Origin of the sequence: Pyxidicoccus fallax, assembly GCF_012933655.1 — a bacterium.
Classification (GTDB): Bacteria; Myxococcota; Myxococcia; order Myxococcales; family Myxococcaceae; genus Myxococcus; species Myxococcus fallax.
On sequence record NZ_JABBJJ010000033.1, the window covers coordinates 19084 to 45211 of the forward strand.

General features: G+C 70.6%; 18 protein-coding genes. 8 read left to right on the forward strand and 10 right to left on the reverse strand.

What is annotated here, in order from left to right:
- Positions 1-21: 21 nt before the first annotated feature.
- On the forward strand, positions 22-1134 hold the full coding sequence (locus tag HG543_RS09850; protein WP_169344451.1) for a class I SAM-dependent methyltransferase: 1113 nt from the start codon (positions 22-24) through the stop codon (positions 1132-1134).
- 3 nt (positions 1135-1137) lie between these two features.
- Here the strand turns inward: HG543_RS09850 and HG543_RS09855 are convergent, their stop codons facing one another.
- Positions 1138-2064 (reverse strand): GNAT family N-acetyltransferase, encoded by a 927-nt coding sequence (locus HG543_RS09855; RefSeq protein ID WP_169344452.1) that lies wholly within the window; start codon positions 2062-2064, stop codon positions 1138-1140.
- 14 nt (positions 2065-2078) lie between these two features.
- Positions 2079-5216, reverse strand: a complete 3138-nt coding sequence (locus tag HG543_RS09860) for an amino acid adenylation domain-containing protein (RefSeq protein ID WP_169344453.1) — start codon at positions 5214-5216, stop codon at positions 2079-2081.
- A 138-nt stretch (positions 5217-5354) separates the two neighbouring features.
- Here HG543_RS09860 and HG543_RS09865 point away from each other — a divergent pair, with 138 nt between their 5' ends.
- Both HG543_RS09865 and HG543_RS09870 read left to right on the forward strand, forming a co-directional pair.
- A complete protein-coding gene (locus HG543_RS09865) occupies positions 5355-6665 on the forward strand; it encodes a DUF4082 domain-containing protein (protein WP_246356885.1) in 1311 nt (436 codons plus the stop codon).
- Positions 6666-6938: 273 nt separating this feature from the next.
- On the forward strand, positions 6939-7433 hold the full coding sequence (locus tag HG543_RS09870; protein WP_169344454.1) for a hypothetical protein: 495 nt from the start codon (positions 6939-6941) through the stop codon (positions 7431-7433).
- Between the two features lie 147 nt (positions 7434-7580).
- Here HG543_RS09870 and HG543_RS09875 read toward each other — a convergent pair whose 3' ends face one another.
- The 5 genes from HG543_RS09875 to HG543_RS09895 form a co-directional block, all read right to left on the reverse strand.
- Positions 7581-10499, reverse strand: coding sequence for an Ig-like domain-containing protein (locus HG543_RS09875; RefSeq protein ID WP_169344455.1), 2919 nt, complete (start codon positions 10497-10499; stop codon positions 7581-7583).
- Between the two features lie 96 nt (positions 10500-10595).
- Positions 10596-12518, reverse strand: coding sequence for a Hint domain-containing protein (locus HG543_RS09880; protein ID WP_169344456.1), 1923 nt, complete (start codon positions 12516-12518; stop codon positions 10596-10598).
- 299 nt (positions 12519-12817) lie between these two features.
- A complete protein-coding gene (locus HG543_RS09885) occupies positions 12818-13234 on the reverse strand; it encodes a DUF2000 domain-containing protein (protein WP_169344457.1) in 417 nt (138 codons plus the stop codon).
- A gap of 27 nt (positions 13235-13261) precedes the next feature.
- Positions 13262-14131: an AraC family transcriptional regulator gene (locus HG543_RS09890; RefSeq protein ID WP_169344458.1), complete on the reverse strand. Its 870-nt coding sequence runs from the start codon at positions 14129-14131 to the stop codon at positions 13262-13264.
- A gap of 22 nt (positions 14132-14153) precedes the next feature.
- Positions 14154-14924 (reverse strand): SDR family NAD(P)-dependent oxidoreductase, encoded by a 771-nt coding sequence (locus tag HG543_RS09895; protein ID WP_169344459.1) that lies wholly within the window; start codon positions 14922-14924, stop codon positions 14154-14156.
- A 184-nt stretch (positions 14925-15108) separates the two neighbouring features.
- On the opposite strand from HG543_RS09895, the gene HG543_RS09900 reads away from it, so the two are divergent.
- Positions 15109-16341: a metallophosphoesterase gene (locus HG543_RS09900; protein WP_169344460.1), complete on the forward strand. Its 1233-nt coding sequence runs from the start codon at positions 15109-15111 to the stop codon at positions 16339-16341.
- 13 nt (positions 16342-16354) lie between these two features.
- Here the strand turns inward: HG543_RS09900 and HG543_RS09905 are convergent, their stop codons facing one another.
- A complete protein-coding gene (locus HG543_RS09905) occupies positions 16355-17896 on the reverse strand; it encodes an alkaline phosphatase D family protein (protein WP_169344461.1) in 1542 nt (513 codons plus the stop codon).
- 400 nt (positions 17897-18296) lie between these two features.
- Here HG543_RS09905 and HG543_RS09910 point away from each other — a divergent pair, with 400 nt between their 5' ends.
- From HG543_RS09910 to HG543_RS09925, 4 genes are all read left to right on the forward strand, one after another.
- Entirely contained in the window at positions 18297-19112 is an 816-nt protein-coding gene (locus HG543_RS09910) for a tetratricopeptide repeat protein (protein WP_169344462.1), read from the forward strand.
- Between the two features lie 195 nt (positions 19113-19307).
- Positions 19308-20420: an S-(hydroxymethyl)glutathione dehydrogenase/class III alcohol dehydrogenase gene (locus HG543_RS09915; protein ID WP_169344463.1), complete on the forward strand. Its 1113-nt coding sequence runs from the start codon at positions 19308-19310 to the stop codon at positions 20418-20420.
- A complete protein-coding gene (gene fghA, locus HG543_RS09920) occupies positions 20417-21268 on the forward strand; it encodes an S-formylglutathione hydrolase (RefSeq protein ID WP_169344464.1) in 852 nt (283 codons plus the stop codon). Before HG543_RS09915 ends, fghA begins: the two co-directional genes overlap by 4 nt.
- Positions 21269-21293: 25 nt before the next feature.
- Positions 21294-21752 carry a hypothetical protein gene (locus tag HG543_RS09925; protein WP_169344465.1) on the forward strand — a complete coding sequence of 153 codons (459 nt, stop codon included), beginning with the start codon at positions 21294-21296 and terminating at the stop codon, positions 21750-21752.
- Positions 21753-21758: 6 nt separating this feature from the next.
- On the opposite strand, the gene HG543_RS09930 is transcribed toward HG543_RS09925, so the two are convergent.
- Together HG543_RS09930 and rnr are read right to left on the reverse strand one after the other, a co-directional pair.
- On the reverse strand, positions 21759-21977 hold the full coding sequence (locus HG543_RS09930) for a DUF3185 family protein (RefSeq protein WP_171817804.1): 219 nt from the start codon (positions 21975-21977) through the stop codon (positions 21759-21761).
- A gap of 519 nt (positions 21978-22496) precedes the next feature.
- Entirely contained in the window at positions 22497-26051 is a 3555-nt protein-coding gene (gene rnr / locus HG543_RS09935) for a ribonuclease R (RefSeq protein ID WP_169344466.1), read from the reverse strand.
- Positions 26052-26128: the final 77 nt, after the last annotated feature.

Here is a 26128-nt window from a genome sequence, read left to right on the forward strand (position 1 = left end):
CTCCACTTCCGGAGCACCCCCATGAGTTCGTACTCCCCTGTGGCATCAACCATCGTCGTGGCCCATCCCGAGGATGTCGTGCGCCTGTTCAGCACTGTCGCGCCGGGCGCGAGCATCGCGGTGGTGGCCGCCGCCGACGAAGCGAATGACCTCACCCGCCGGGAGCTTCACGCGGTGGGCATGGCGCTCGGGGCGAGGAGCACCCGAATGTTGGCTCTCTCCGAGGTGGGGCCCTGGCTGCGTGAGCAGGCGGCGCTCGGCGCGGTGCGAGTCCATACGCACAGCCCGCAGGAGGACGCGCCACGGCATCGGGAGCTCTGCCTCGCGGTGGGCCGCGCGGTGAACCGGCTCCGCGTCCCCGCCCTGGGTGCACGCCCCACAGCCGTCACGGTGCTGGACGACCGCTCCTTCCACCAGAAGCTGGGGTTGCTCAACGCGCTCTACCGCGAGCGCCCCGACGGTGCCGGAGAGGCCTGCACCCTCCCCGTGCGCGATGGCCCCGGCATCGAGGCGTTCTGCGACATCCGCCACGCGGACGTGGTGCGCGCGCTGTCGCTGACGAAGCCCGAAATCTTCACGGAGCTGGAGGACCCGTGGGGCTTCACGCACTCGACCTACGAGCGCGAGCGCTATGCGCTCACGGCCCGGCTCCTCGGGGCACTGGCACGAGAAGGACGCGCGCCGCGGACGGTAATGGACGTGGGCGCGTGCGAAGGCCTGATGACGGAGCAGCTCCTGTCGCTCTTCCCCGAGGCGCACGTGCAGGCGGTGGAGTCCGAGCCGGGCTTCGTCTCGCGCCTGCGCGCGCGGCTGGGCGGCGAGGCACGCGTCCGCATCGTGGACGCCTCCGCGCTGGACGTGCCGCTGGAGGCGGACCTGGTGCTGCTGGCGGAGGTGCTCTACTACCTGCCCATGCCCCAGGGCCGCGAGTTGCTGGGACACCTTCGGGCCGAGCACGTACTGACCTCGTACGGCGGGCCCTTCGCCGAGGAAGTCCACGCGGACCTGCGGGCGCTGGGGTGGAAGACGGTGGCCGCGGACTCGCTGCCCGGGCGCATCGAGCCCATGGACGGCGTGTCCAGCCCGCTCCTGGTGCGTCGCGCGGGGACCCAGGTCCGGCTCTGGGCCCGGTGAGCTTCAGGGCTCCGCGGGAAGCAGCGGCCCCCGGAAGAGGATGGCTCCGGGGAGCGGGCGATAGCCGAACGTCTCGTTGAGGTGACGGATGGGCGCGTTGTCCAGGTGGTTCTCCGTGACCACCCGCTGGAAGCCGGCCCGCTGCGCACCGGCGAGCTGGGCCCGCTTCAGCGCGCTGGCGATGCCTTGCCCCCGCCACGCGCGCTTCACTCCCGTGAGGCTGTGGAAGGCGATGCCGCGCTGGCCGCGCTGGAGCACCGCGTAGCCCACGACCTCGTCGCCATGCAGGGCGATGAACGTCAGGTCATGCGTGTGGGGAGGGCGGTCCAGGTCCGTCGCCAGCCACTCCTCGAAGGAGCCCACGGCGTCCGGCCCCTCACCGGGGATGTCCGCGATGGCCTCCTGCGCCACCGCGTACATCCCACGCAACAGGTCCGGCCGCTCGGCGCGCGTGACGATGTGGATGCCCGGTGGCGGGCACACCTCCGGGAGCACGAGGCCTTCCAGCTCCAGCATCAGCTCGGTGTGCCGGGCCTGCTCGCGGTAGCCCCGGTGCTCCAGGTATCGCAACGCGTCCTCCTGGGACTCGTAGGCCTCCACCTCCAGCGAGTCCGCCCCGAGCCGCCGCGCCTCCGCCGAGACGGCGTGGTGGAGCGCCGTGCCCAGTCCCCGCCGCCGGTGCTCGCTCCTGACCCACAGGCCGGTCACCGCGCACGACGCCTCCCCTTCCCCACTGGGAGGCTGGAGGAACGCGGCACCCACGGCCTGTCCGTCCACACGCAGCACGTACTCCGTGCGGCCCTGGGCGCGGCTGCGGTAGCGGGCATCCTCGAACGAGAGCACGCCCCAGACATCCACCTCGTTCACGATGTCCACCCAGTCGCGCAGGGCGGCGTCGTCCTTCACGGTTTCAATGAGGGGCGGGCTCAAGAGCACTCGCTCTTCTACCGTGAACCCACGGCCTTGAGGTACGGGAACGCCGGAATCGTGAGCTGCAGGCGCGCACGCTGGACGGTGCCGAAGTGGGTCGGCAGGCCGAGCTCGGAGAAGACCTCGCCCATGACCCGGGGCCGGTCGAAGCGCTCGTACAGGGCCCTCACCGCGTCCTCCGGCGCGGAGGCCGGGTGCGCGATGGACTTCGACGACAACCGGAAGCGCCCGTCCTGCCCCCGGATGTAGCTCTGCTGCATCGTGCTCGCCCGCTCGAAGGTCGTCTTGAGGAACGCGTCATTCAGCTGCTGCTCCGACTTCCGGGGCAGCAGCGAGTCCTGGCGGCGCAGATAGAACCAGAGCATCGGCGACTTCTCGTGCATCAACAGGTTCGACACGCGCCACCGGTCCAGGTCCGGCATGGCGTCGTAGACGCGCTGGATGTCCGGGTCCGTGAAGCCCATCTCCCAGAAGATGCTCTCGGCGCGGTACTTCGCGTAGAGGCTGATGCAGGGCCGCACCAGCTCCAGGTTGCAGCCGCCCGCCATGTCGGCCAGCGAGTCCACCGTGTAGCTGTGCTCGACCGGGTTGATGAGCAGGTCCGCGAAGTCCGACTCCTCCCAGTCGCGGTGGCGGCTGATGAACCGCGCCATCGTGTTGTCGACGGCGAACCCCGCCGCCAGCCGCTTCGCCACCGCGTAGTCGTTGGACGACAGCCCCTGCGTCATCAGCCGGATGGCCTTCTGGAAGGCGCTGGTGATCGTCCGGTGGAAGCGGTTGTACACGAGCAGCTCCATCAAGCCGTCGCGCTTGAGGGCCCGGGACAACCTCGCCAGCGCATGGGCCGGCTCGTAGGTGTGGTGAATCACGCCCGTGCAGACGATGAAGTCGAACTGCTCCACGTAGGGCGCGTCGTTGATGCTCTCCAGCCGCAGTTCGAGGTTCTTCACGCCCAGGTCGGCCGCGTTGGCCGCGCAGATTTCAATCGACTTCGTCGACAGGTCCGTGCCGAGCACCTTCGCGTTCGGGAACAGCAGCGCCGTCAGGAGCGCCTGGTTCGTGCCGCAGCCCGCCACCCAGATGTTGGCGTCCCGGGGCACGGCGGTGTGGCCGAAGTCGCCCACCTCCTGGCTGACCAGCGTCCGCTCGAAGTCCGGGTCCTGGAGCGTGTCGAACTTCGACGAGTTCCACGGCCACGGGAAGCGGCTGTAGAACTCGCCGACCTTCTCGTCCACGGAGGTGATGGACTCCGCGTTGACGAGGTTCTCCTCGTCGCTCTTCTTCGTGGCCGCCGCGGGCGTCGTGCTCGCTCCAGGCCCCGGAATGAACCGGGGGAGCGGCGCCTCCTCCGTCCTTGCGCCCGTGGCGATGCGAATCTCCGCGTTGGCCCGCGCCTGCTCGATGCTCCGGGCCAGCGCGGCGACGGTCCGGTTCTCGAAGATGCTGCGCATGTTCAGGTCCACCCCGAGCGCCTCGCGAATCCGCAGGATGATCTGGTTCGCCAGCAGCGAGTGGCCGCCCATCTCGAAGAAGTCGTCGTCGACGCCAATCTCCGCGAGCCCGAGCGACCTGCGCCAGATGGCCGCGAGCTCCGTCTCCGTTGGCGTGCGCGGCGGCGCGGACATGCTCCGCATCCGTGCCTTCACCTCGTCGAGCCGGGGCAGTGCCTTCGTGTCGACCTTGCCGTTGGGCGTGAGGGGCCACCGAGCAACGTGGACGAAGTACTGCGGGAGAAGCTCCTGGCTCAGCTGCGTCCCCAGGAAGCTGCGGAGCGCGGACGCGTCGATGGCCTGCTCCGAGGCGTAGTAGGCGATGAGCGCGCTGGCGCCCGCATCCGTGCCGAGCAGGACCACGCTGTCGCGCACCGCCGGGTGCCGGTTCAGCAGGCTCCTAAGGCCCTCCAGCTCGACGCGGTGGCCGTTGAACTTGATCTGCGAGTCGTTCCGGCCCTCGAAGCCCAGGCGTTCGCCGGGCAGCCAGCGCGCGAGGTCTCCTGTCCGGTACAGCACCGCGTCCTTCTCGAACGGGCTGGGGACGAAGCGCTCGCGGGTCGCCTCCGGGTTGCCGAGGTAGCCCAGCGCCAGACAGTCTCCGCCGAGGTACAGCTCGCCCGTCACGCCCTCCGCCACCGGAGTCAGGCGCTCATCCAGCACCCAGGCCCGGGCGTTCGGCGCCGGCCGGCCGATGGGGACGAAGTCCTGGACATCCGAGCCAGGGTTGAACCGGTGCACGATGCACCCCACCGTTGCCTCCGTGGGGCCGTACTCGTTGAACAGCTCCAGCCCGGGGCCGAAGCTCTCCAGCGCCTGCCGCGCCAGCCGCGTGTCCAGGCTCTCGCCGCCAACGATGAGCCGCCGCACCCGGCTGCCCGGATGCTTGCGCGTGACGAGCAGCGACAGGTGGCTGGGCGTGAGCTTCACGGTGTCGACACGGTTGTCCTCGATGGCGTCCATCAGCGCCGCGCCCGCCGAGGAGCCCGGATAGGCGATGAGCGTTCCACCGGAGACGAGCGGCACGAAGAGCGACGTCACGGTGAGGTCGAACGCCAGGGACGAGTACAGCGGGAACGTTGCGGCGTCGTTGCCCACGTACAGCTCGCGCGCCCACCCGATGTAGCTCGCGAGCGCGCGGTGGGGCACAAGCACGCCCTTGGGATTCCCCGTCGTGCCCGACGTGTAGATGACGTAGGCGGCGTCTTCGGGAGAGACGTGGGCTTCAGCGTCAGACGGCGCGCTGTCGTGCCCCGTGGGAGAGATACAGCGCACCGGAAGCCCACGCAGACGCTCGCCGAGCTCGGGCTGCGTGAGGACGAGGGACACCCCGGCGTTCTCGATGACGAACTTCGTGTAGTCGAGCGGCCGCAGCGGCTCCAGGGGCACGTAGGCGGCGCCAGCTTCGAGACACCCGAGCACCGCGATGACCAGCTCGATGGAGGGTGTGAGGAGGATGCCGACCCGGGAGCCGGGCCCCACGCCTTGTCGCCGGAGCGTGGCCGCCAGGGCCCGCGCGCGCGCCGACAGTTGCTCATAGGTGACGCTCGTGTTGCCGGAGGCCACCGCGACCGAGCTGGGGGTTCGCTTCGCCTGCTCGGCGAAGAGCCGGTGGACGGGCTCGGGACGGGCGAAGCGCGGGTGCTCTCTCTGGGTCGTCATGCGTGCGGCTCCACGAAAATGGGTCGGTATCGATAACGACGGGGGGCGGACTTCTTCCCGGGCCAGTGCCTCCGAGCGCATCATTCCTCCCGCCCCGCGAAGGGGTGAAGTCGCACCGCCCTGTGAGAGCCCCCACCCATGCGCCTCAGACATCCCCTCCTGTCCGTCCTGGCCGTGTTGTTCCTCGCCGTCCTCCCCCGGTGCGCGCCGCCGGACACCGCCGACGCGCCCTCCCCCGTCTCCGAGTCCTCCCAGGCCCTCACGCCGGGCGGCGGGCTCCGGTTCATGACGTACAACATCAAGCACGGTGAGCTGAGCAGCCTCGACAGCATCGCCAGCGTCATCCGGGGCCAGGCGCCGGACCTCGTTGCGCTCCAGGAAGTGGATGTCCTCACCAACCGCGCCGGCAAGGTGGACCAGGCCGCGCGGCTGGGACAGCTCACCGGCATGAATCACGCCTTCGTGCCGTCGCTGCTCAGCTACGACGGCGGGCAGTACGGCCTCGCCGTGCTGTCGCGCTACCCCATCCGCTCCGTGCAGCGCATCCCGCTGCGCTCGGCCGCCGAGCAGCGCGTGCTCGGGCTGGTGGAGGTGGAACTGGACGCGACGCACGTGGTGCCCGTGGCCGTCACCCACTTCGGCACCACGGGCGCGACGGAACGTCTCAACCAGGCCGACGACGTCAAGGCCGCCCTCGCTGGGAAGCCGTGGGCGCTGCTCGGCGGAGACCTCAACGCGTCCCCTTCCGAGTCCGGCATCACCAGCTTGAAGACGCTGCTCACCGACGCGTGGACGCGCGGCGGCTCGGGCAATGGCTACACCCATGACGCGAGCTTCCCCACGCGCCGCATCGACTACCTCTTCCTCGGCTCCGGGTGGACGTCACCCGTGACGGCGGCCGTCGTGGGCGCGTCGTCCCAGTCGGACCACCGGCCCGTGGTGGCCACCCTCATCCTTCCCTGGAGCCAATCGCTCTTCGGTGACCGCGCGCCCGCCAACCCTGTCGAGGAAGCCGACACCCGCGCCGTCGAGCTGGGCGTGCGCTTCCGCAGCAACGTCCCCGGCACCATCACGGCGCTGCGCTTCTACCGGGGCACGGGCAACGCGAGCGGCTATGTCGCCCGCCTCTGGACGGGCACGGGCACCCTGCTGGCCCAGGTTCCCGTGAGCGACGGCCGCATCCCGGGCTGGCAGGAAGTCACCCTGCCCACGCCCGTGCCCATCAGCGCCAACACGCTCTATGTGGCCTCGTACTACACGTCCAACGGCCGCTTCGCGCGAGACCCCTCCGGCCTCGCGAGCGCCGTCACCAGTGGCAACCTGACCGCCCCCGCCAGCGCGAGTGTGGGCGGCAATGGCGTGTATGCCTACGGTTCGGGCGGCTTCCCGTCCAGCAGCTACAAGGACACGAACTACTGGGTGGACGTCCGCTTCGTGCCGTCGCCCTGAGCCGGTGCGCTCGCGCCGCTTCGAAGGTGAGGCGGCGTGGGTGGCCTGCGATCTGACGGGGCAATTCCAGACATGGGAGTGCGCCGCAAGTGCCACTACGGCAACAAGTCCCAGCGGGGCACCGAGGTTGGCATTCGCTGTCATCGAGAAATCGAGAACCCGGACACCGTCACGCTTCCCTCTCGCCATCCTTGAAGGAGCTGAGTGCGAGCGATAGAAGGCGCGGCGCCATCTGAAAGACAGATGGACCCAAACTGAATCAGGGGCAGACCCATGCTGAAGCGATTGTCGGTGGTGTTGGCGGTGGTTGCGCTGGCCGCCTGCGGAGACGTCCAGGAGCAGGAAGACGCAGTGCAGACCGAGGAGCTCGGCGCCACCGAGTCGGCGCTGAGAGTGTGCTCCCTCTCGTGTCCGAGCGGCTACTACCCGACGTGGTACGGCTGCGACTACAGCTGCGGCGGCTCGTGCAGCTTCGGCTCGAATAATTCGGTGAACTGCGAGCCCATCGGTGGCTCGTTTACCCAATGCGGTCTTTCATGCCCGAACGGCTGGCACGTGACGTACAAGTCGTGCACCTCCTCCTGCGCCGGCTCGTGCAGCTTCGGCTCGTACAACCAGGCGCACTGTGAGCCCAACATCAATTCATTTGATGCGTGCGCCCTTTCATGTCCGACCGGCTGGCGCGTGGAGTCGAAGGCTTGCAGCCCCACCTGCGGCGGCTCGTGCAGCTTCGGCTCGTACAACCAGGTGTATTGCGTGCCCGCCTGACAGGCGAGATGAACACGTAGTGCGTCGAGGTTGGAGGCGCTCCTCGAGTGGCGGCGTTGCACCAGCGACGCCGCCGGGCGCCTGCGCGCACTGGTCGACGAAGCCCGCCCGGGAGCACCCTCCTCCCGGGCGTGCCCGTTCCCCGCGTCAGGGTCCCACGCGCCAGGCATACGCCGCGGGTGTCGCGTCCTGGTTGCCCGCGAGGTCCCTCGCCCGGACCTGGAGCACATGCTCGCCCGGGGCGAGGTTCGCGAAGGTGACGGGGTCGGCGCAGCGGGCGAAGGCGCCGCCATCCAGCGCGCAGTCGTAGAAGACGTTCGTCTCGTTGGCGAAGAAGTCGAAGGTCGCGGTGGCCGGGGCGCCGGTCAGCGGAGGGCCGGAGGCGATGCCGGTCTCCGGCGCCGTCAGGTCGATGTTCCACGAGTAGCGCGCGGGCGACGCGTCATGGTTGTTCATGGGGTCGCGTGCGCGGACGTGGAGCGTGCGCCAGCCCTGGGCCAGGTTGTCGAAGGTGACGGGATTGGTGCACGGCGTGAAGACGCCGCTCATGTCGAGGCTGCACTCGTAGGCGACGCCGGCTTCCGTGGAGCCGAACGAGAAGGTCGCGCTCGAAAGGCGCGTGAGCCCCGGGGGCTTGTTGACGATGGACGTGTCCGGCGGCCCGTTGTTGATGGTCCAGGTGTACGTCGCGGGCGTCGGGTCCACGTTGCCAACCGAGTCCCGGGCGCGCGCCTCCAGGGTGTGCGGCCCATCCGGCAGCCCGGAGAGGACGAGCGGGTCGCTCGCCAGTGCCCAGTCCGAGCCGTCCAGCCGGTACTCGAAGGTGACAGGCGACTCGGGGGAGCTGAAGTCGAACGAGTCCGTGCGCGCCGTGGACAGCTCGGGAGGCTTGTAGGCGAACGCCGTGTCTGGCGGCATCAAGTCCACCGTCCACTGCCACCGAGCAGGATTCGGGCTCCTGTTGCCCGCGGCGTCCACGGCTCGCACCTCCAGCACGTGCGTCCCATCCAGAAGGTCCAGCAGCACGTAGGGCGACCCGCAGGCGGTGTACACGGCGAGGTCCACCCGGCACTCGAACGTCGCGTCCGGTCCATCGGTGGTGAACGTGAACTCCGCGACCCTGCTGCGGGTCCGCTGCATCGGTCCGGTGACGATGACGACCTGCGGTGCCACGGTGTCCACGAGGAAGTGGCGCGGCGGCGACGAGAGGCTGGGATTGCCCGCGCGGTCCATGGCCCGGACCGTTACGACATGGGCTCCATCGACGAGGGGCTGGGTCGCGGTGAATGACCACGTCCCGTTGCTGGCCACCGGGGTGGCGCCCGCGAGCACCAGGTCCAGGTAGACTTCGATGACCGTCCCCGGCTCCGCCGCACCCGCCAGGGTCGGCCTCTGCGTGTTGAGGATGGCGGCCTCCGCCGGAGTGTTCACCACGGGTGCCAAGGGCGATGTCACGTCGATGTGGAAGGTGACCTGGGTGGACGCGCTCATGTTGCCAGCCTGGTCCACGCTGGTGACTTGCAGCACGTGACTCCCTTCCGGGAGGTCCATGGGCGCCACGAAGCTCCATGCTCCCTGCGAGGAGGCGATGACGGTCTGCGACATCGGGATTGCATCCAGCGAGAAGCGCACGAGGGTTCCGGGCTCCGCCATTCCCTGAAAGATCGGCCGTCGCGTGCGGAGGAACGCATCCTGCGCGGGAGCGGTGATGACAGGCGCCACGGGGACGAGCCGGTCGACGACCCAGTCGTAGACGGCCGGGGTCGGGTCCACGCCGCTCGTGGTACGGGCCCGGACCAGGAGCCGGTGCGCGCCATCGCTCGGGGTGGTCACGGTGAACGGGTTCGGACAGGTGGCGAAGGTGGGAGCGTTGTCGACCCTGCACTCGAACCACGCGCCTTGCATGTTGGACTGGAACGTGAAGGTCGCCGACGCGGAGTTGGAGAGCGGCAGAGGCCCGGACACGATGTCGGTCTCCGGCTCCGCCAGGACGACGTTCCAGGTGTACGTGGCCGGCGTCCCGTCCACGTTGCCCGAGGCGTCCCGCGCCCGGACCTCCAGCCGGTGGCTGCCCGCGGTCAGCTCGAAGTAGGTGGAGTTCTGGGAGCAGACGGTGAAGGCCGGCGCGCCATCCAGCCGGCACTCGTAGCGCACGTTGGCCTCATTCGACTGGAAGAAGAAGGTGGCCGAGGAACCCGTCTGCCCGGCGGACACGGGGCTGAGCACCGTGTCGGGCGCGGTCGTGTCGGTCGTGTTGTAGGACCCCGTGAGCGTCACGCTGCCTGTGGGAACGCTTCCGTCCGCGCGCAGGAGCGCCACATGCCAGAGCCCGGAGCCGGCGTTGCTGAGCTGGCAGAGCGAGTCGAGCGTCGTGGGGTTGTGCAGGCAGTCGTACTGAGTCGTCGTGGGAGGCGCCTCGCGCCGGACATACAGGCCGGACCCTGAGTGGGTGCGGACGGCGCGGACCGTGAGCCTGTTGACCGGCTGGGGGACCTCGAACATGCACCGGAAGTCGGAGCCCGCGTCCCCGCTCAAGATATGGGCCACGCCGTTCTGCAGCACGCAGGTCGGCTCCTCGCGGCACACACTCAGGGTGGCGCCCGCGTAGGAGTCGAAGCCCAGCACCATCACGTGCCACGTCCCGGAGGCGGAGGTGGACACCGCGCAGGCCTCGTCGTTGCCCGTCCCGAACGGAGCACAGTCGTAATCCACGTCGGTGGGCGGCTCGTCGCGACGCACGTAGAGGTCCGCGTCGCCCGTTCCTCCCCCGAGCCGGAACGTGACGCCGGATGGGCCCGCCGGGAGGTCGAAGGAGTAGAAGCGCGCATCCCCGGGCTCTCCGGAGAGGTTGCCCACCGTCTGGCAGCGCGGCGGAAGCGTCGGGAGGCTTCCTCCGTCGCTGAGGAGCGCCTCGGGCACGGACGCCTTGCCCGCCATCAGGGCTCCCGTCTCACGCCATTCTCCGGTAGCCGAGGGCTCCAATGGGGACGAGGACTCCTGCTGACAGGCACCGAGCAGGAGCAGCACGCCGAAGAGCGCGAACAACGGACGCGACAGACGAGTCATGGAACCTTCCGGCATCTACGGGAGGAAGAAAGGGAAGACGGGCGCCCCCGGGCCAGGGAGCGCCCGGCCCGGGAGGCTTTGTTGGCGGGGCGTGCGCTAGCGGCGGGCCGCCGTCTTGCGCGCCGGGTCGTTGAGGTAGTCCTGGTGCCAGGCCTTCGGCAGGCGCGCGAGCAGCTCGCCCTTGTCGGGCCGCCGCCGCTCCAATTGGTCCTGCATGGAGCTGTCACCCACCAGGTAGCCGTTGGCGAAGAAGGTGCGCTGCCGCTCGCCGAGGCGCGTCAGCTCCGCGTCCGTGCCCAGGGTCAGGTTGTAGACCTGACCCTCGGAGGCCACGCGCTCGACGGCGGCGAGCGTCGTCACGCCACCGCGAGCGCGTACCCGGTCGCCTCGCGTCAGCGCCTCGGCGGCGACGACGCGCCCGTCCTCGGTGACGAGCGGATGCTTCGCGGTGACGCGCACCTCGCGGCCGCTCGCGTCGCGCAGCAGCACCAGCGGGCGCGACTCGCCACCACGAGACACGGTGTTGACCGTCAGCACGAGGCCCGCGTCATCGGCGACGACCCGGTCGCCCACCTTCACGTCCTGCACGGGCACGCTCTTGCCGTCCGCGCGCAGGATGCCGGTGCCCTCGGCGAGGCAGCTGAACTTGAAGTCGATGACGGGCTCGTAGAGCAGGAAGCCGTGCCGCCGCTCCAGGACGCGGTTGCCGCGCGAGTCCCGCTTCCCGCAGTCCGCGCGCACGGCGATGTCCACCGCGAGCGCCACGTTCTGCTGGTTGCCCAGGCAGTTGGGCCCGAAGCTGACCAGCGTGCTGAAGGAGCCGGAGGGGCTCGGCATCATCGGGAAGCCGCTGACCTCCAGCGTGGAGCCGGGGGGGATGTTGCGCGCCTGGCACCGGCCGCCGGTGTCCTTCAGGATGAGGGACGCGTTCGAGTACGTATGGGAGAAGATGGTGCACGCCCCATTCGACGTGCTGCCCGGGGAGAACGTACCGGCCAGCGGCACGTAGAGCTGGCTCATGTTGTACGAGGGCGCCGCCGCCCAGTAGTTGCCGCTCGCGAGCCAGCGGTTCTTGTTCTTGGACTCGGTGCGGTCCACTGCGGCGACGCCGGTGGGGTTCACCCCACCGCTGCGGCCGTACAGGACGAAGTCCCCCGTCTCCGGGTCCAGGATGCCGGAGGCGTAGTCACAGTCCAGGTGACTGCCGGAGACGGCGCCGCGCTCCAGGCAGACGCGGATGGCGTTGTCCGACAGCTCCTCGCCGATGAGCTCGCGGGGATGGTCGAGGGTGATGGCCTCCGAGGTGAGCGCGGGCGCGACCTCCTGCCCCACCGCGGTGCTGACGCTCTCGCCGGTGGCGTCGTTGAAGGCGAGCACGTACGAGTCGACGTAGAGCTGCCGCCCCGAGGCCAGCGAGAAGGTGTGGTTGGCGGACCCGCTGCTGAAGAACGTGCCCCCGGCGTACTCCTCCGCCGAGCTGCCGCCCACGTGCTGGAACACCGTGCCGTCCGCCGTCGTCTCGTAGACGGCCACGTCCGCGTAGACGTAGTCCGCCCCGCCGACGCACGAGGCCAGCGTCTTCGCGTCCACCACGATGCTGCCCTGCCCCGCGCTCTTCAGGATGGGCAGCAGGTGGCCGCACCACTCGTCATCCAGTTCCAGCGCGGCCCTGGCCGTCTTCAGCCCGCGCGTGGGCGCCCCCGTGGCCAGCGCCTTCGCACGCTCCAGGCGCGAGAAGAGTTCCGGGGAGTTCTCGGGCGTGTTGCCCGCGGCACGCAGCCGGTTCATCACCGAGCGGTACTGGGCCGGGTCGGACAGGTCCAGCCGCACGGGCTGGCCCTCTCGCTCCAGGAGTTTCGGCGCCATGCTCCGGGCGTCGGCTTCCAGTCGGGGCTTGTCGGCCAGGGCGTCGGCGGGCGCGGTCTGCTTCCGGCCCTCGGGGCTGCACCCCGCGCCCAGCAGGCCGGGCGTGGCGACGAGCAGCAGCAGGGGCCAGCCCAATGCGATGCGAGTGCTCATGCGTGTGTGCTCCGGTGGTGCCGGGTTGCCCGCCACGGCTCGAGCCAGCTCTCGTCATGAGAGCGCCCGCCGCGGCGCGAACCTCCCGTCCGGGAAGCACCCCGGCCCACGAGGCAGACCTCTGGACGGGAACGCCCGGCACCTCCCCGGACCACACCGCTTCGCGATGTGACCTCGACGTTCCGTCTCATACTCAGTGTATGAGATAACGTTGACTGTTTGAAATAGGCTTTCTCGATTTACACGACTGGCACAAGTTAGCAGCGGGATTGCAGGCGCAACCCGGGTGCTCACATGTCTCACTTGTGGAGCGCCAGCCCCTTCACGGCCTTGTCGACCTGCTTCCGGTCGCCGCGCACGGCGAGGCCCACGAGGTCGAGGTCCTCCGGATTCTCGGCGCGGAGCGCGGCGCGGTTGGCCTCGTCATGGCCGGTGGAGAACATGGCTCCGACGTAGACGGAGGCGGACAAGCCGCGTTCAACGGCGGCGCGATGCGCGTCCTGGAGCTGTGCGCGCGTGGCGCTGAAGACGAGCATCGGCTGACCGAGCAGCCGGGTGTAGCGCCTCCCCGCGGCGTCCTCGTAGGGCTCGCCCAGGGCCTCCGGCGCCGACGCGGCGATGCCGGTGGCGAGGAAGGCGGTGACGTTCAGCTTCTGCCACGTGGCGAGGTCGTCGCGCACGATGAGCGCGACCTTGGTCGTGAAGTTCTCGGGCATGGTCCTCTCCGCTGTTGGAACGCATCGTCAGCGGGGCGAGGACCTCCCGTCTGGAACGTTCGTGCACATCGCGCGGTAGGCGGCCGGGGTCAGCCCGAAGGCCCTGCGGAACCAGCGGCCCAGGTGACTCTGGTCGGCGAAGCCTACCGCGGCGGCGACCGAGGCAGGGGACTCTCCCCTGGCGAGCCGCTGCCGAGCGGCGGTGAGCCTCAGCTGCACGAGGTACGCGTGCGGCGGCAGCCCATAGGCCTTGCGGAAGGCCCGCGACAGCTGGAAGCGGTCCGCGCCGCAGCGCCGGGCGAGCTCGTCCAGCCCGACGTCGTCCTCCATCTGCTCACGCAGCAGCTCCCGGGCGCGGCGCGCGGCGCGGGTGGCCTGCTCCCCCACCCTGACGACGCGGGACGCGCCGAGGTGCGGATTGAGCGCCGCCGCCAGGGCATCCAGCGCCTCGTCCCTCGCGAGCCGCGCCTCCGGCAGGTGCAGCGTCCAGAACGCCCGGAGGATGGCCGTCGCGAGCCGGGGTTCATCATTGAGGATGGCGCGGAAGCCGGCCGGGTGGCTCGGGAAGCTTCCGTCCGCCGCGCGGGTGCAGCTCTGGATGAGCCACGAGGGTCGCAGGTAGAGCATCACGTACGTGAAGCCCTCCTCGCCCCGGGCTTGCCCGTCATGAATCTCGCCGGGCTCGATGAGGATGACTCGGCCCGGGGTGCTGCGGTGGACCGCCCGCCGGCACGAGAACTCCTGGAGCCCCTGCTCCGTCACGCCGACGAGGTACTCGTCATGGAAGTGCGGGTCATAGGCGTGGCCGTTGAAGTGGGCCCGGATGGTCTCGATGCCGGTGGACGCGTCGTGGGACAGGTCCACCCAGTCCTGGCCGGGCTCGTGGCGGCGTCTCATGGGGCGCACGCGTGCTCTCACCTCACCGCCGGAACCGCGCGGCGGCCTCCCGCTCGTAGGCATCGACGTCATGGTAGTAGCGCTCGACGTCGGCGTGCATGGCGGGCTGGGTGTAGACCTCCGGACGCGGGTGCTCGATGACGTCCACGATGACCTTCGTGGCATCCTCGACGCTCTGGGCACCGGGCAGCACGCGCGAGTCCGGGCCTCCGCCGAGCGCGTTGGTGCCGAACTCGGTGGCGACGACGCCCGGCATCACCACCGTCACCATGATGCCCGGGTGCGACTGCCGCAGCTCCATGCGCAGGCACGCGCTGAGTCCGTTGAGCGCGTGCTTCGCAGCGCTGTACGCCGAGCGGAAGGGCGCGAGCGGCAGGCGCGCCAGCCCGCTGGAGATGTTCACCACCTGCCCCGCGTTGCGCGACTGGAAGTGGGGCAGCACCACCTGCATCCCGTAGAGCGCGCTCTTCACGTTGTCGCGCCACATGGAGTCCATGTCCTCGTCGGTCAGCTCCATCACCGAGCGGGTGATGCCGCGCCCCGCATTGTTCACCCAGACGTCGATGCGGCCGAAGCGCGCCAGCGCCGCGTCGCGCAGCCGCTCCATGTCGGAGCGCCGGGTGGCATCGGTGACCACGGTGAGGGACTCGCTCCCCGCGCGGGCCGCGGCGGCCTTCAGCTCCAGCTCGCGGCGAGCGGCCAGCACCAGCTTCGCGCCCTTCGCTCCCGCCTGCCGCGCCAGCTCCGCGCCGATGCCCGCGCTCGCTCCCGTGATGACGATGACCTTGTCCATGAACGCTCCCGCTCCTGAGTGAGCCAATGGCTGGAATGTAGTCCCGCGAGCCGCCCCACACGGGGGGCGAAGACGCTCACCCGGACGTGCGGACACGACCTCTGTCCATTACTCACTCCGGCGCCCGCTCGCAGCCCTTCGCCGTGGTACCCTCCCCTCGCGCTTCACTCGTGGGACCTGCCCAATGCCGTTCCGGTTTTCCTTCTTCGCGATTTTCATCGGGCTCGCCGCCGTCTTCGGCCACGTGTACCTGTACCGCCGGCTGGCCCGGCCCCTGCTGCACGGTCGCCTGCCGAGGCTCCTGGCCAAGGTGGTGCTCGTCCTGCTGACCCTCGTGCTGGGCTTCCGGCGCACGCTGCTGGACGCGCTGCCGGAGGGGCTGGAAGGCCCGCTCACCGTGGCGACGTACTCGTGGATGGGCGTGGCGCTCTGCCTCGTCATCGCCCTGCTCACGGTGGACGGGGCCCGCGGGCTCGCCGCCCTCGCCCGGCGCGTCCTCCCTCCCCCGAACCCTTCCGAGCGGGCGGCCCCCTTCCGGGCCACGACTCCGGACGTGGCGCCCGTTCCCGCGCCGGCTGTCGACGAGGACCGGCGCCGCTTCCTCGCGCGCACGGTGGCGGGCGGCGCCTTCGTGGCGGGCGGAGGGCTGGCCGCGTACGGAAGCTGGCGGGCCTTCGCTCAGCCCCAGGTCACCGAGCTGGCGGTGCGGATTCCGAAGCTGCCGAAGGCGCTGGACGGGCTCAGCATCGTCCAGCTCACGGACATCCACGTGGGCCACTTCATCCAGCGGCGCTTCATGGATGAGCTGGTCCGTCAGGCCAACGCGCTGAAGCCGGACCTCTTCGCCATCACCGGAGACCTGGTGGACGGCGACGTGCCGTCGCTGGGCCCCCATGTCGCCGCGCTGCGGGACTTGAAGTCGCGCTACGGCAGCTTCTTCGTCACCGGCAACCACGACTACTACTCCGGCGACGACGAGTGGACGGCGTTCCTCGAGTCGCTCGACATCCAGGTGCTGCGCAACCGGCACGTGCGCATCGGCGACGCGGGCGGCTCGCTGGACCTGGTGGGCGTGGACGACTGGAGCGGCGGCCGGCGGCGGAACAAGCCGGGCTATGACCTGGACAAGGCGCTCATGGGGAGGGACCCGGACCAGGCCGCGGTGCTGCTCGCGCACCAGCCGGCGAACTTCAAGACGGCGGCGGAGCGCGGCGTGGACCTGCAGATTTCGGGGCACACGCACGGCGGGCAGCTCGTGCCGATGACGCTCTTCATCGGCCTCGCCTGGGAGCACTCCGCGGGGCTCTACCGGCACGCGGACTCGCACATCTACGTGAGCCGCGGCTGTGGCTTCTGGGGCCCGCCCATGCGCGTGGGCAGCCCGCCGGAAATCGTGAAGCTCGTGCTGACGACGTGACGCCCCGGGGCCCTCAGGCCTGGGGCTCCAGCTCCACCCGGTGGAGCGCCGCGCCCGTCAGGTCGTGCAGGGCCACGGTGAGCGCTCCGCTCTTCCCGTCGATGCGGACGCTGCCGAAGTACTGCTGCCCGTCCCAGGGGGCCGCGTTCATCACCGTGGCGGGGCGGTGCCAGCGCACCTCGGGGCCGAAGGTGTCGTCCAGCGGGTTGGGGCCGAAGGTGCCCGCGTGCAGCGGCCCCGCGACGAACTCCCAGAAGGGGTCGAAGTCGCGGAAGCGCGCCCGCTCCGGGTGGTAGTGGTGCGCGGCCGGGTAGTGCACGTCCGCCGTGAGGAAGAGCACGTTGCGCACCCGCCGGGCCTTGAGGAAGGACAGCAGCTCGGCCAACTCCAGCTCGCGGCCCAGCGGCGCCCCGGGGCCGTTGGCCCACGCCTCCATGTGCTGGGGGCCGTCCGGGACGATGAGCCCCAGGGGCATGCTGGTGGCAATCACCTTCCACGTCGCGGTGGACGCGGCCAGGGCCGCCTTGAGCCCGTCGAGCTGCGCGCGGCCCAGGAAGACGGACTCCGCGCCGGGGCGCTCCTGGCGGTTGATGGTGTTGGGCCCGCGGAAGGCGCGCACGTCGGGGATGAAGATGTCCAGGTGCGGGCCGTAGGCGAGCTGGCGGTGGATGCGGCCCTCGGCGCGCGCGGCGCCGCCCACGGGGGCGTACTCGAAGAAGGCCTGCCGCGCCCGAGCACCCAGCACGCCCGCGTCCGACACCTGCGTGTAGCGCGGGTCATCCGCGAGGCTGCGCTCGGGGTACCAGTTGTTGCGCACCTCGTGGTCGTCCCACTGGTACGCGATGGGCACCTCGCGGGCGAAGGCGCGCAGCTCCTCGTCCAGGAAGTTGTAGGCGAAGTTGCCGCGCAGCTCCTCCAGCGTCTCGGCCACCTTCGACTTGGCCGGGGTGACGCGGTTGCGCCACACGCGGCCGTCCGGGAGCTTCACCTCGGGCAACAGCGGGTTGTCCGCGTAGATGGCGTCGCCCACGTGCAGGAAGAAGTCGGGACGCAGCGCGCGCATGGCGCCATAGCCGCGGTAGCCGCCCCACTCGGGGTTGATGCCCCAGCCCTGCCCGCACACGTCCGCGCTCCACGTGAAGTGGAGGTCGCGCGCGCTGTCGGGCGCCGTGACGAAGCGCCCCTGCCACGCCTCGCCCGCGCGGCCTCCGTCCTCCGCGAGCACCCGCACGTGGACCTCCCGCCCCGGCGGCAGCCCCGTGAGGTCCACCACGCCAGTGAAGTCGGAGGCCTCGCTCAAGGCCGGGCCCTCCACGCGGTGCACGCCCTTCGACAGGCGGGCGTCCTCGCTCCACTCCACCACCAGGCGCGCGGCCCGGTCCGCCCTGCCCCACACCGTCACGGCCCCGGCGCGCGCGTCTCCGAGCTGCGCGCCCAGCGGGAGCCCCGGCCCGGGACGCGGCGCGGGCGTGCGGCGGGACGTGGCCGGCGCGGCACAGCCGGCGGCCGCGAGCACGAGTCCCTGGAGCACGGTGCGGCGGGGAAGGACGGGCATGGCGCGGGCCTCCAGTCGTGAGGGGCCGCGCACGTTAGCAGCGGCCCGCAACCGCCGCGTGACTCAGTCCCAGGTGAAGTCCTCCCTGGGGAAGGCCTGCCCCGGCGACGTACTCCACATCGGGCCGGGGGAGCCGATCCCCGCATCCGCACTGGGAGTGGGCGTGCCGGTCAGACACCGGGCAATGGGCCAGAGCGCATGGAGGAGGAAGCCTGACATGCGGCCGGGCCTGGAAACCAGGGGGGCAGGCTCCCGAGCGAGCGGCGGCAGACGAGGGACTTCGGGTATGCTCCGCCGCCATCAGGACCCGTGAGGGTGGGTCCGCCGGATGCTCTCCACTGGCAGTTCTAGATTGGTCCTGGGGCGCAACACCTGGGACCCGCGCGAAAGGTTCACGCACATGAAGCGGCTCGGAAAGGTCGGTCTGGTCCTCGGAGTTCTCGCCCTGGGCGGCGTTGTCGGCTGTAAGGACGAGAAGGCGGAGGCCGCCAAGGCGCATCGCATCAAGGGCAGCGACCACATGAGCAAGAAGGAGTGGAAGGAGGCGGCCGCCGCGTACGCCCTTTCGCTCGAGGCCGACCCCAAGCAGGAGAAGGTCTGGGAGAAGAAGGCCTTCGCCCACATGCAGATCGGCGAGATGGACGAGGCCTCCAAGTCCGTCATGAAGATGATGGAGATGAAGACCACGCCGGCCGAGAAGGCGGAGCTCTACCGGACGCTGGCCAGCATGTACATGGCGACCAGCCTGGAGGACGCCGAGAAGTACTTCAACGAGGCGCTGAAGCTCGACGCGAAGGACGAGGCGTCCCTGGGTTGGATCGCCGAAATCTACGCGCAGCGCGGCGGCGCCCGCTCCATGGCGGCCCCCATCGTGAAGGCGGACCTGGAGAAGGCGCTCACCTATTACGATCAGGTGCTGGCCATCAACGCCAACTCCTCCAACACGGTGCTCAACAAGCGCGTGGTCACCTCCCGCCTCATCGCGTACGAGCAGCAGCAGAAGGAGATGGCGCTGGCCGAGGCCGCGGAGAACGCCAAGGACAAGACCATCGTCGCCGAGGCGAACACCCGCGCCGAGGAGCACCAGAAGCGCATCGACGAGTACCAGGCCCGCATCGGCGAGCTGAACAAGCAGTTCGGTGAGATCCAGAAGGCCCTCAAGGCCTCTGGCGCCGCCCCCGCCCCCGCCGGCGCGCAGGCGACGACCAAGCAGTAACCGTCACGTCACGAGCGCCGTACGCGCGAGGGCCTGGGACCGCGAGCCGGTGCCGGGCCCTTCGCTTTTTCACGGTGCATCGCACTTACCTCCAGGTGAGTGTCGACTCATCGAGCCTTGCAGAATTCTTCCTGCCTCCGTCACCGCGCACGGCCTACGCTTTGACGTTCAACAAACTCGCAGGGAGAAGGCTGTATGGACATCCGAGCAGCGGTGGCGGTCGCGGCGGGCAAGCCGCTGAGCATCGAGACGGTGCACCTGGAGGGGCCGAAGGCGGGCGAGGTGCTCGTGGAGCTGAAGGCCACCGGCATCTGCCACACGGATGAGTTCACGCTGTCGGGTGCGGACCCCGAAGGGCTGTTTCCCGCCATCCTCGGCCACGAGGGCGCGGGCGTCATCGTGGACGTGGGCCCGGGCGTGACGTCGGTGAAGAAGGGAGACCACGTCATCCCGCTGTACACGCCCGAGTGCCGCCAGTGTAAGTCGTGCCTGTCGCGCAAGACGAACCTGTGCACGGCCATCCGCGCCACTCAGGGCAAGGGGCTGATGCCGGACGGCACCAGTCGCTTCCGGCTGGGCAAGGAGGTGGTGCACCACTACATGGGCACGTCCACCTTCGCGCAGTACACGGTGCTGCCGGAGATCGCCGTCGCGAAGATTCGCGAGGACGCCCCGTTCGACAAGGTCTGCTACATCGGCTGCGGCGTGACGACGGGCATCGGCGCCGTGGTGTACACGGCGAAGGTGGAGGCGGGCGCCAAGGTGGTGGTGTTCGGCCTGGGCGGCATCGGGCTGAACGTGGTGCAGGCGGCGCGCATGGTGGGCGCGGACCAGATTGTCGGCGTGGACATCAACCCCGCGCGCAAGGCCATGGCGGAGAAGTTCGGCCTCACCCACTTCGTCAACCCGAAGGAGGTGGAGGGGGATTTGGTGCCGTACCTCGTCAACCTGACGGGCGGCGGCGCGGACTACAGCTTCGAGTGCATCGGCAACGTGAAGACGATGCGGCAGGCGCTGGAGTGCTGCCACCGGGGCTGGGGCGAGAGCATCATCATCGGCGTGGCCGGCGCGGGGCAGGAGATCAGCACGCGGCCGTTCCAGCTCGTCACCGGGCGCGTGTGGAAGGGCAGCGCCTTCGGCGGGGCGCGGGGCCGCACGGACGTGCCCAAGATCGTCGACTGGTACATGGAGGGGAAGATCAACGTCGACGACCTGATTACGCACACGCTGCCGCTGGAGGACATCAACAAGGGCTTCGACCTGATGCACAAGGGCGAGTCCATTCGCAGCGTGGTGAAGTACTCATGACGGCTGCTCCCTCGCTCATCAGCGAGCACCGCTGCTTCGGCGGCACGGTGGGCTTCTACCGCCACGCCTCCGAGGCGTGCGGCGGGGAGATGCGCTTCGGCGTCTACGTCCCGCCGCAGGCCCGTGAGCGCAAGGTGCCCGTGCTGTACTACCTCGCGGGCCTCACGTGCACGGAGGACACGTTCCTCATCAAGGGCGGCGCGCAGCGCATGGCCTCGGAGCTGGGGCTGATGCTGGTGGCTCCGGACACGAGCCCTCGCGGCGCGGGCTTCCCGGGAGAGAGCGATGCCTGGGACTTCGGCGTGGGCGCGGGCTTCTACCTCGACGCCACGCAGGCGCCGTGGTCCTCGCGCTACCGCATGGGCACGTACGTCACGAAGGAGCTGCCGGCGCTCATCTCCACGCACTTCCCGGCGCGGTCGGACCGGGAGGGCATCTTCGGGCACTCCATGGGAGGCCATGGCGCGCTGGTGTGCGCGCTGAGGAACCCCGGGCGCTACCGCTCCGTCTCGGCCTTCGCGCCCATCGCCGCGCCCATGCGCGTGCCGTGGGGACAGAAGGCGTTCCGGGGCTACCTGGGTGAGGACACGGAGGCGTGGCGCCAGTACGACGCCACCGAGCTGCTGCGTGCCTCGAAGACGCGCCTGCCGAAGCTCCTGGTGGACCAGGGGACGAGCGACAAGTTCCTGCAGGAGCAGCTGAAGCCGGAGCTGCTGCGGGAGGCCTGTGAGGCGGTGGGCCAGTCGCTCGAGCTGCGCATCCACGAGGGGTACGACCACGGGTATTACTTCGTCTCCACGTTCATGGAGGACCACCTGCGCCACCATGCGGCGACGCTGAACGCGTAGGCTCTCCTGCGCGCGGAGGCGCGGCATGGCGGTCTTCCCATTCCACACCCCGGGCGGCGTTGGCTCGCCGCTCGGGATTCCCATCCTGCTCGGAGTCTTCGGGGTGGGGGCCCTGGGGCTGGCGGTCTTCGTTCTCACGGGGAACGAGGCCCCGCCGGTGGTGGAGCTCTGTCCCCTGCTGATGAGCGCGCTGTGTGCCTATGTTGCCTGGTCGAGCTACGGCAACGAGGTGCGGGCCCGAGAGGCCATCGCGGCGGACCTGCGCGAGGGCATGCGGTCCGAGAGGGTCCGGGCCGCCGTGGAGCGCTTCCTGTCCGCCACGGACGTGCCGCTGCGCATCGTCGTGCGCGAGCACCTGGAGGACCCTCATCGGAGCGGACAGCGACTCTTCGAACAGCTCCGCTCGGAGGGGAAGCTCGACGCGCGGGGTGTCCTGTTCGTCTTCTCGGTGAAGTGGGCCGGGCGCTCGCTGCCCGGGCGGTAGGCGCGTCTACCGCCGCTTGCGGCCGCCTCCGAAGAGGGCCAGCAGCACGCCGCCCGCGAGCGCCGCGCCGCCGCCCGCGACGTAGAGCGTGTTCTCCTCGGTGTTGCGACCGGTGATGGCCTGCATGGCGCGCTCGGAGAGGGACTCCCTCGCGCGCAGCCCCGTCCACAGCAAGATGCCGCCCGCGACGGCGAGCATCACTCCCACGAGCCGGATGAGTCCCACGTTGCCTCCTTGCGGTGCGCGCGGAGCATAGCCGCTTCGCACGGGAGTGCCGCGGTGCATGTGGCAAGGGGACATGGGGACGCGGCCCCGTTCTCGCGTAGCAGGAATGGAGGTCCGACGGAGGCAGGCCGCCCTTCCCGCGCGAGGCCCGGAACGGAAGTTCCGTTCCGGCAGGGCCGCTTGGCGGACACAGGTGCTCCTCGCGCGAGGGGGCTGGAATCGAAGTTCCATTGGTGCAGAGGTTGGAACGAACGTTTCGTTCCGGCATGGCTGCAGCCCGGCGGACTCCGGCAGCCCTTCGCACGAGGGGCCCGGAATGGAAGTTCCACTTCCCAGGAGCCAGGCAGCTCTTCCCGAACGGAGCCCGGAATGGAGATTCCGTTCCGGCATGCGGCCGGTCGCGCGAAGGCCGGAACGGAGGTTCCATTCCGGCTGGCCGCCTCTCGCGGGCGCGCGGCCCCGTCTCATGGTGGGACCGCCCGCCTCGCGAAGTACGCACGTCGGCCGGGAGCGCGGGACTCAGCGCTTCTTGCGCGCCGGGGTCTTGCTCCGCGTCCCACTCTTGGCGGCACGCGCCTTCGGCGTCTTCCTGGCACTGGCCTTGGGCGCCTTCTTCGCCGCCTTGGCCTTGGGCGCCTTCTTCGCCGCCTTGGCCTTGGGCGCCTTCTTCGCTGCCTTGGCCTTCTTGCTCGGAGCCGCGCTCTTCTTCTTCGCTGCGGCCTTCTTCCGGGCGGCCGCCTTGCGCGTGGCCCGCTTCGAGGGCGCCGCCCCGGCCTCCTCGCGCGTGGCGGGAGTCGGCTCGGCCGCGGTGCTCACGTGCTCGGGCGTGGTCGGCACGGTCTCGGCCTCGACGGGCCGCGTGCGGGCCTCGGGCCTCGACTCCGCCTCGACGGCCCGCGGCTCGGGCATCGCGCGCGTCTCAGGCGCTTCGGCCCGCGACTCGGGCACCGCGCGAGCCTCGGGCGCTTCGGCCCGCGACTCGGGCTCGAACGTCCGCTCCTCGGTGGGCTCGGGCCTCGGCCTCGGCGCGGGGAACCTCGGGCCAGGACCCTCGGGCCGGTGCGGTCCGGACGACTTGCCGTGCGCCGGGCCGCGGTGCTCCACCCTGCCCCGCTTGCCCTGAGCGGCCAGCGCCCGGATGCGGTCGAACCCGGGATGCGGCGACCGCGAGGCCTCGTCACCCGTGGCTCCACCCGCCGCCTGCCACGGCGCCGGAGCGGTCGTGCCCTGCTCGGCCGCCGGGGACGACTCGCCTTCCGCCGGGCGGAACGCGGGCGTCTCGGGCCGCACGAACATCCGGCGCTTCGGACCGCCCTTGCCCGCGGCCTGCGCCGGACCGGGCCGCCTCGTCTCTTCCTCGCGCCACGGACGCTGGAACCGCGAGCCGTCGCGCGCCGGAGCCGCCTCCTCGCGACGCCCGTCGCGCACGAAGCGCCCGCGCGGACCCGCGCGCTGGGGCTCCTGACGCCCACCCTCCCGGGCGGCCTCGCGCTCCCGGCGGCCGAGACGTCCCGCCCGCTCACGGCCATGCCCGCGAGGCGCCTCTTCCTCCCAGGCCCGCTGATGCCGGCGCGGCCCGCCCTGCTCGGCGCGGGACAGCGGCGCCTCGTTCTCGAACTGGAGCGCGTCGAAGTCCATCTTCCGCGCCGTGACGTTCACCGACGCCAGCCGCACACGGAGCTTCTGCCCCACGCGCACCTTGCGCCCGTTCGCGTACACCAGCGCGTGCGTCTGCTTGTCCAGCTTCCCGCCGGGGCCGAGCGTCTCCGCCTTCACCAGCCCCTCGACGTGCTCCTCGTCCAGCTCGACGAAGAAGCCGAAGTCGGTGATGGCCGCCACCGTCGCGGCGAACTCCTCCCCCACGCGGTCCTTCATCAGCAGGCACGCGTAGAAGGACACCACCTCGCGCTCCACCTGCATGGCCGCGCGCTCCCGCTCGGAGCACTGCATGGCCATGTCCTCGAGCTGCGCCTCCTCGCGCTCCAGCATCGCCTCGGACGGCTTCTTCCCCTGCCGCGCCCAGTGCGCCTTCAACAGCCGGTGCACCAGCAGGTCCGGATAGCGTCGAATCGGCGAGGTGAAGTGCAGGTAGTGCTCGGCCGCCAGGCCATAGTGGCCCACGCGCGACGCGGTGTAGACGGCCTGCATCATCGAGCGCAGCAGGAGCTGGTTCAGCGCCCGCTGCTCCGGGTGGCCCGCCAGCTGGCTGATGAACGCGTCCAGCTCCTTCGACGGCACCCCGTCCTCGAAGCGCAGCTTGAAGCCATACGCCTCCGCCAGCGTGGCGAAGGTGGCCAGCTTCTCCGGGTCCGGCTCGCCGTGGAACCGGTACACCGTGGGCAGGCCCTCGTCCTGGAAGAAGCGCGCCACCGCCTCGTTGGCGGCGAGCATGCACTCCTCGATGAGCCGGTGGCTGTCCTTGCGCTCGCGCTTCTCCATGCGCTCGGGCAGGCCGTCCTTGCCCAGCAGCACCTTGTGCTCGGGCAGGTCGAAGTCGATGGCGCCGCGCTCCTTGCGCATCGCCATCAGCGCGCGCGCCAGCGCCATCAGCTGCTCGAAGTGCGGCTTGAAGGCGTTGCGGTGCGGCACGTCCTTGCCGTCCAGGACGTCCTGCACCTCGTTGTACGTGCACCGCGCGGCGCTGCGCATCACCGCCGGGTACAGCTCGTACGTGCGCCGGTGGCCGCGGCGGTCGAACGTCATGTCCGCCACCATGCACAGCCGGTCCTCTTCGGGCCGCAGCGAGCAGATGCCGTTGCTCAACCGCTCCGGCAGCATGGGCAGCACGCGGTTGGGCAGGTACACGGACGTGGCGCGCCGCAGCGCCTCCGCGTCGAGCGCGCTGCCCCGCCGCACGTAGTGCGTCACATCGGCGATGGCCACCACCAGCCGCCACCCGTCGCCGTGGGACTCCGCGTAGACGGCGTCGTCGAAGTCGCGCGCGTCCTCGCCGTCGATGGTGATGAGCGGCATCGAGCGGAGGTCTCGCCGGCCCTCGCCGCGCGCCTCCTCCTCCGTCACCCTCACCTCGTAGCGGTCCGCCTCGTCCATGGCCTCCGGAGGGAACTCATCCGAGAAGCCCTGGGCGAACGCGGAGCTGAGCACCTCGGCGCTCGGCTCTCCGGGCTTGCCGAGCGAGCCGGCCACCTCGCCGAACAGCCCCCGGTCCGGGTCCAGCAGGTGGGCGCCCACGCCCAGCCGGACCTTCACCAGGTCGCCTTCCTGCGCCATCTGCGTGAAGGGCACGCGGATGGGGCCCGGCAGGCTGTTGTCCGAGGGGTACACCAGCGCGTGGCGGCCCTGCTCCACGTACGTGCCCACGGCCAGCTCGCGGCGGCGGTCCACCACGCGCACCAGCCGGCCCTCGTAGCGGCCGGGCCGGCCCGACACCTCCACCACCACCCGGTCATTGTCGAGCGCCCGCTGCGCCTCACCCGGCGGCAGGAAGATGTTCTCCCCGTCCCCCGTCAGCGGGTGCACGAAGCCGTAGCCGTCGCGGTGCATGTGGAGGATGCCCTCCACCGTGTCCAGCGCCTCGCCCTCGAAGCCGCCGCGGCGGCCTCGCGAACCGAAGCGCTCGTCGCCGCCTCCCCGGCGGAAGCGGTCCCTCCCCGGCGCCTCGCGGCCGAACGGGCCCTGGCGTTCCCGGCCCCGGCCGAAGCGGTCCGCGCCGCGGCCGAAGTCCCGTCCCTGTCGCTCCGGGCTCCGCGCGCGCGGGCCCGGTCCACCGGAAGCTCGCGGGCCCCGGCCGAAGTCATGCTCGCGACCCTGGGGGCCCCGCGCTGGCCGCACCCACTCCGAGCGAGCAGGCGTCTGGCCGCGCTGCTGCCAGGGGCTCGGCGGGAGGGCGTCCTCTCCATTGCCGTCATGGCGGGAGGGCGCGGGGGCCTCCATGGGGAGGAAGCGCTTGCCCTCTTTCTGGATGTGGCCCTGACGCACGAGCTCGCGCAGGGTGCGCTTGAGTTCCGTCTGCTGGCCGGGATTCAGGCCCGCGAGACGCAGGAGCTCCTTGATGCCCAGGGGGTGGTCCGCGTCGGCGAGAATCTGTCTGAGTTGGTCTGGAGAAAGGCTCACGGGAAGGGTCGCGGCTCGGCCGCTACGGGAACGGGTAAGCCCGGAGTGCCCGGACGGGAACCCCCCGCCGACCGGCC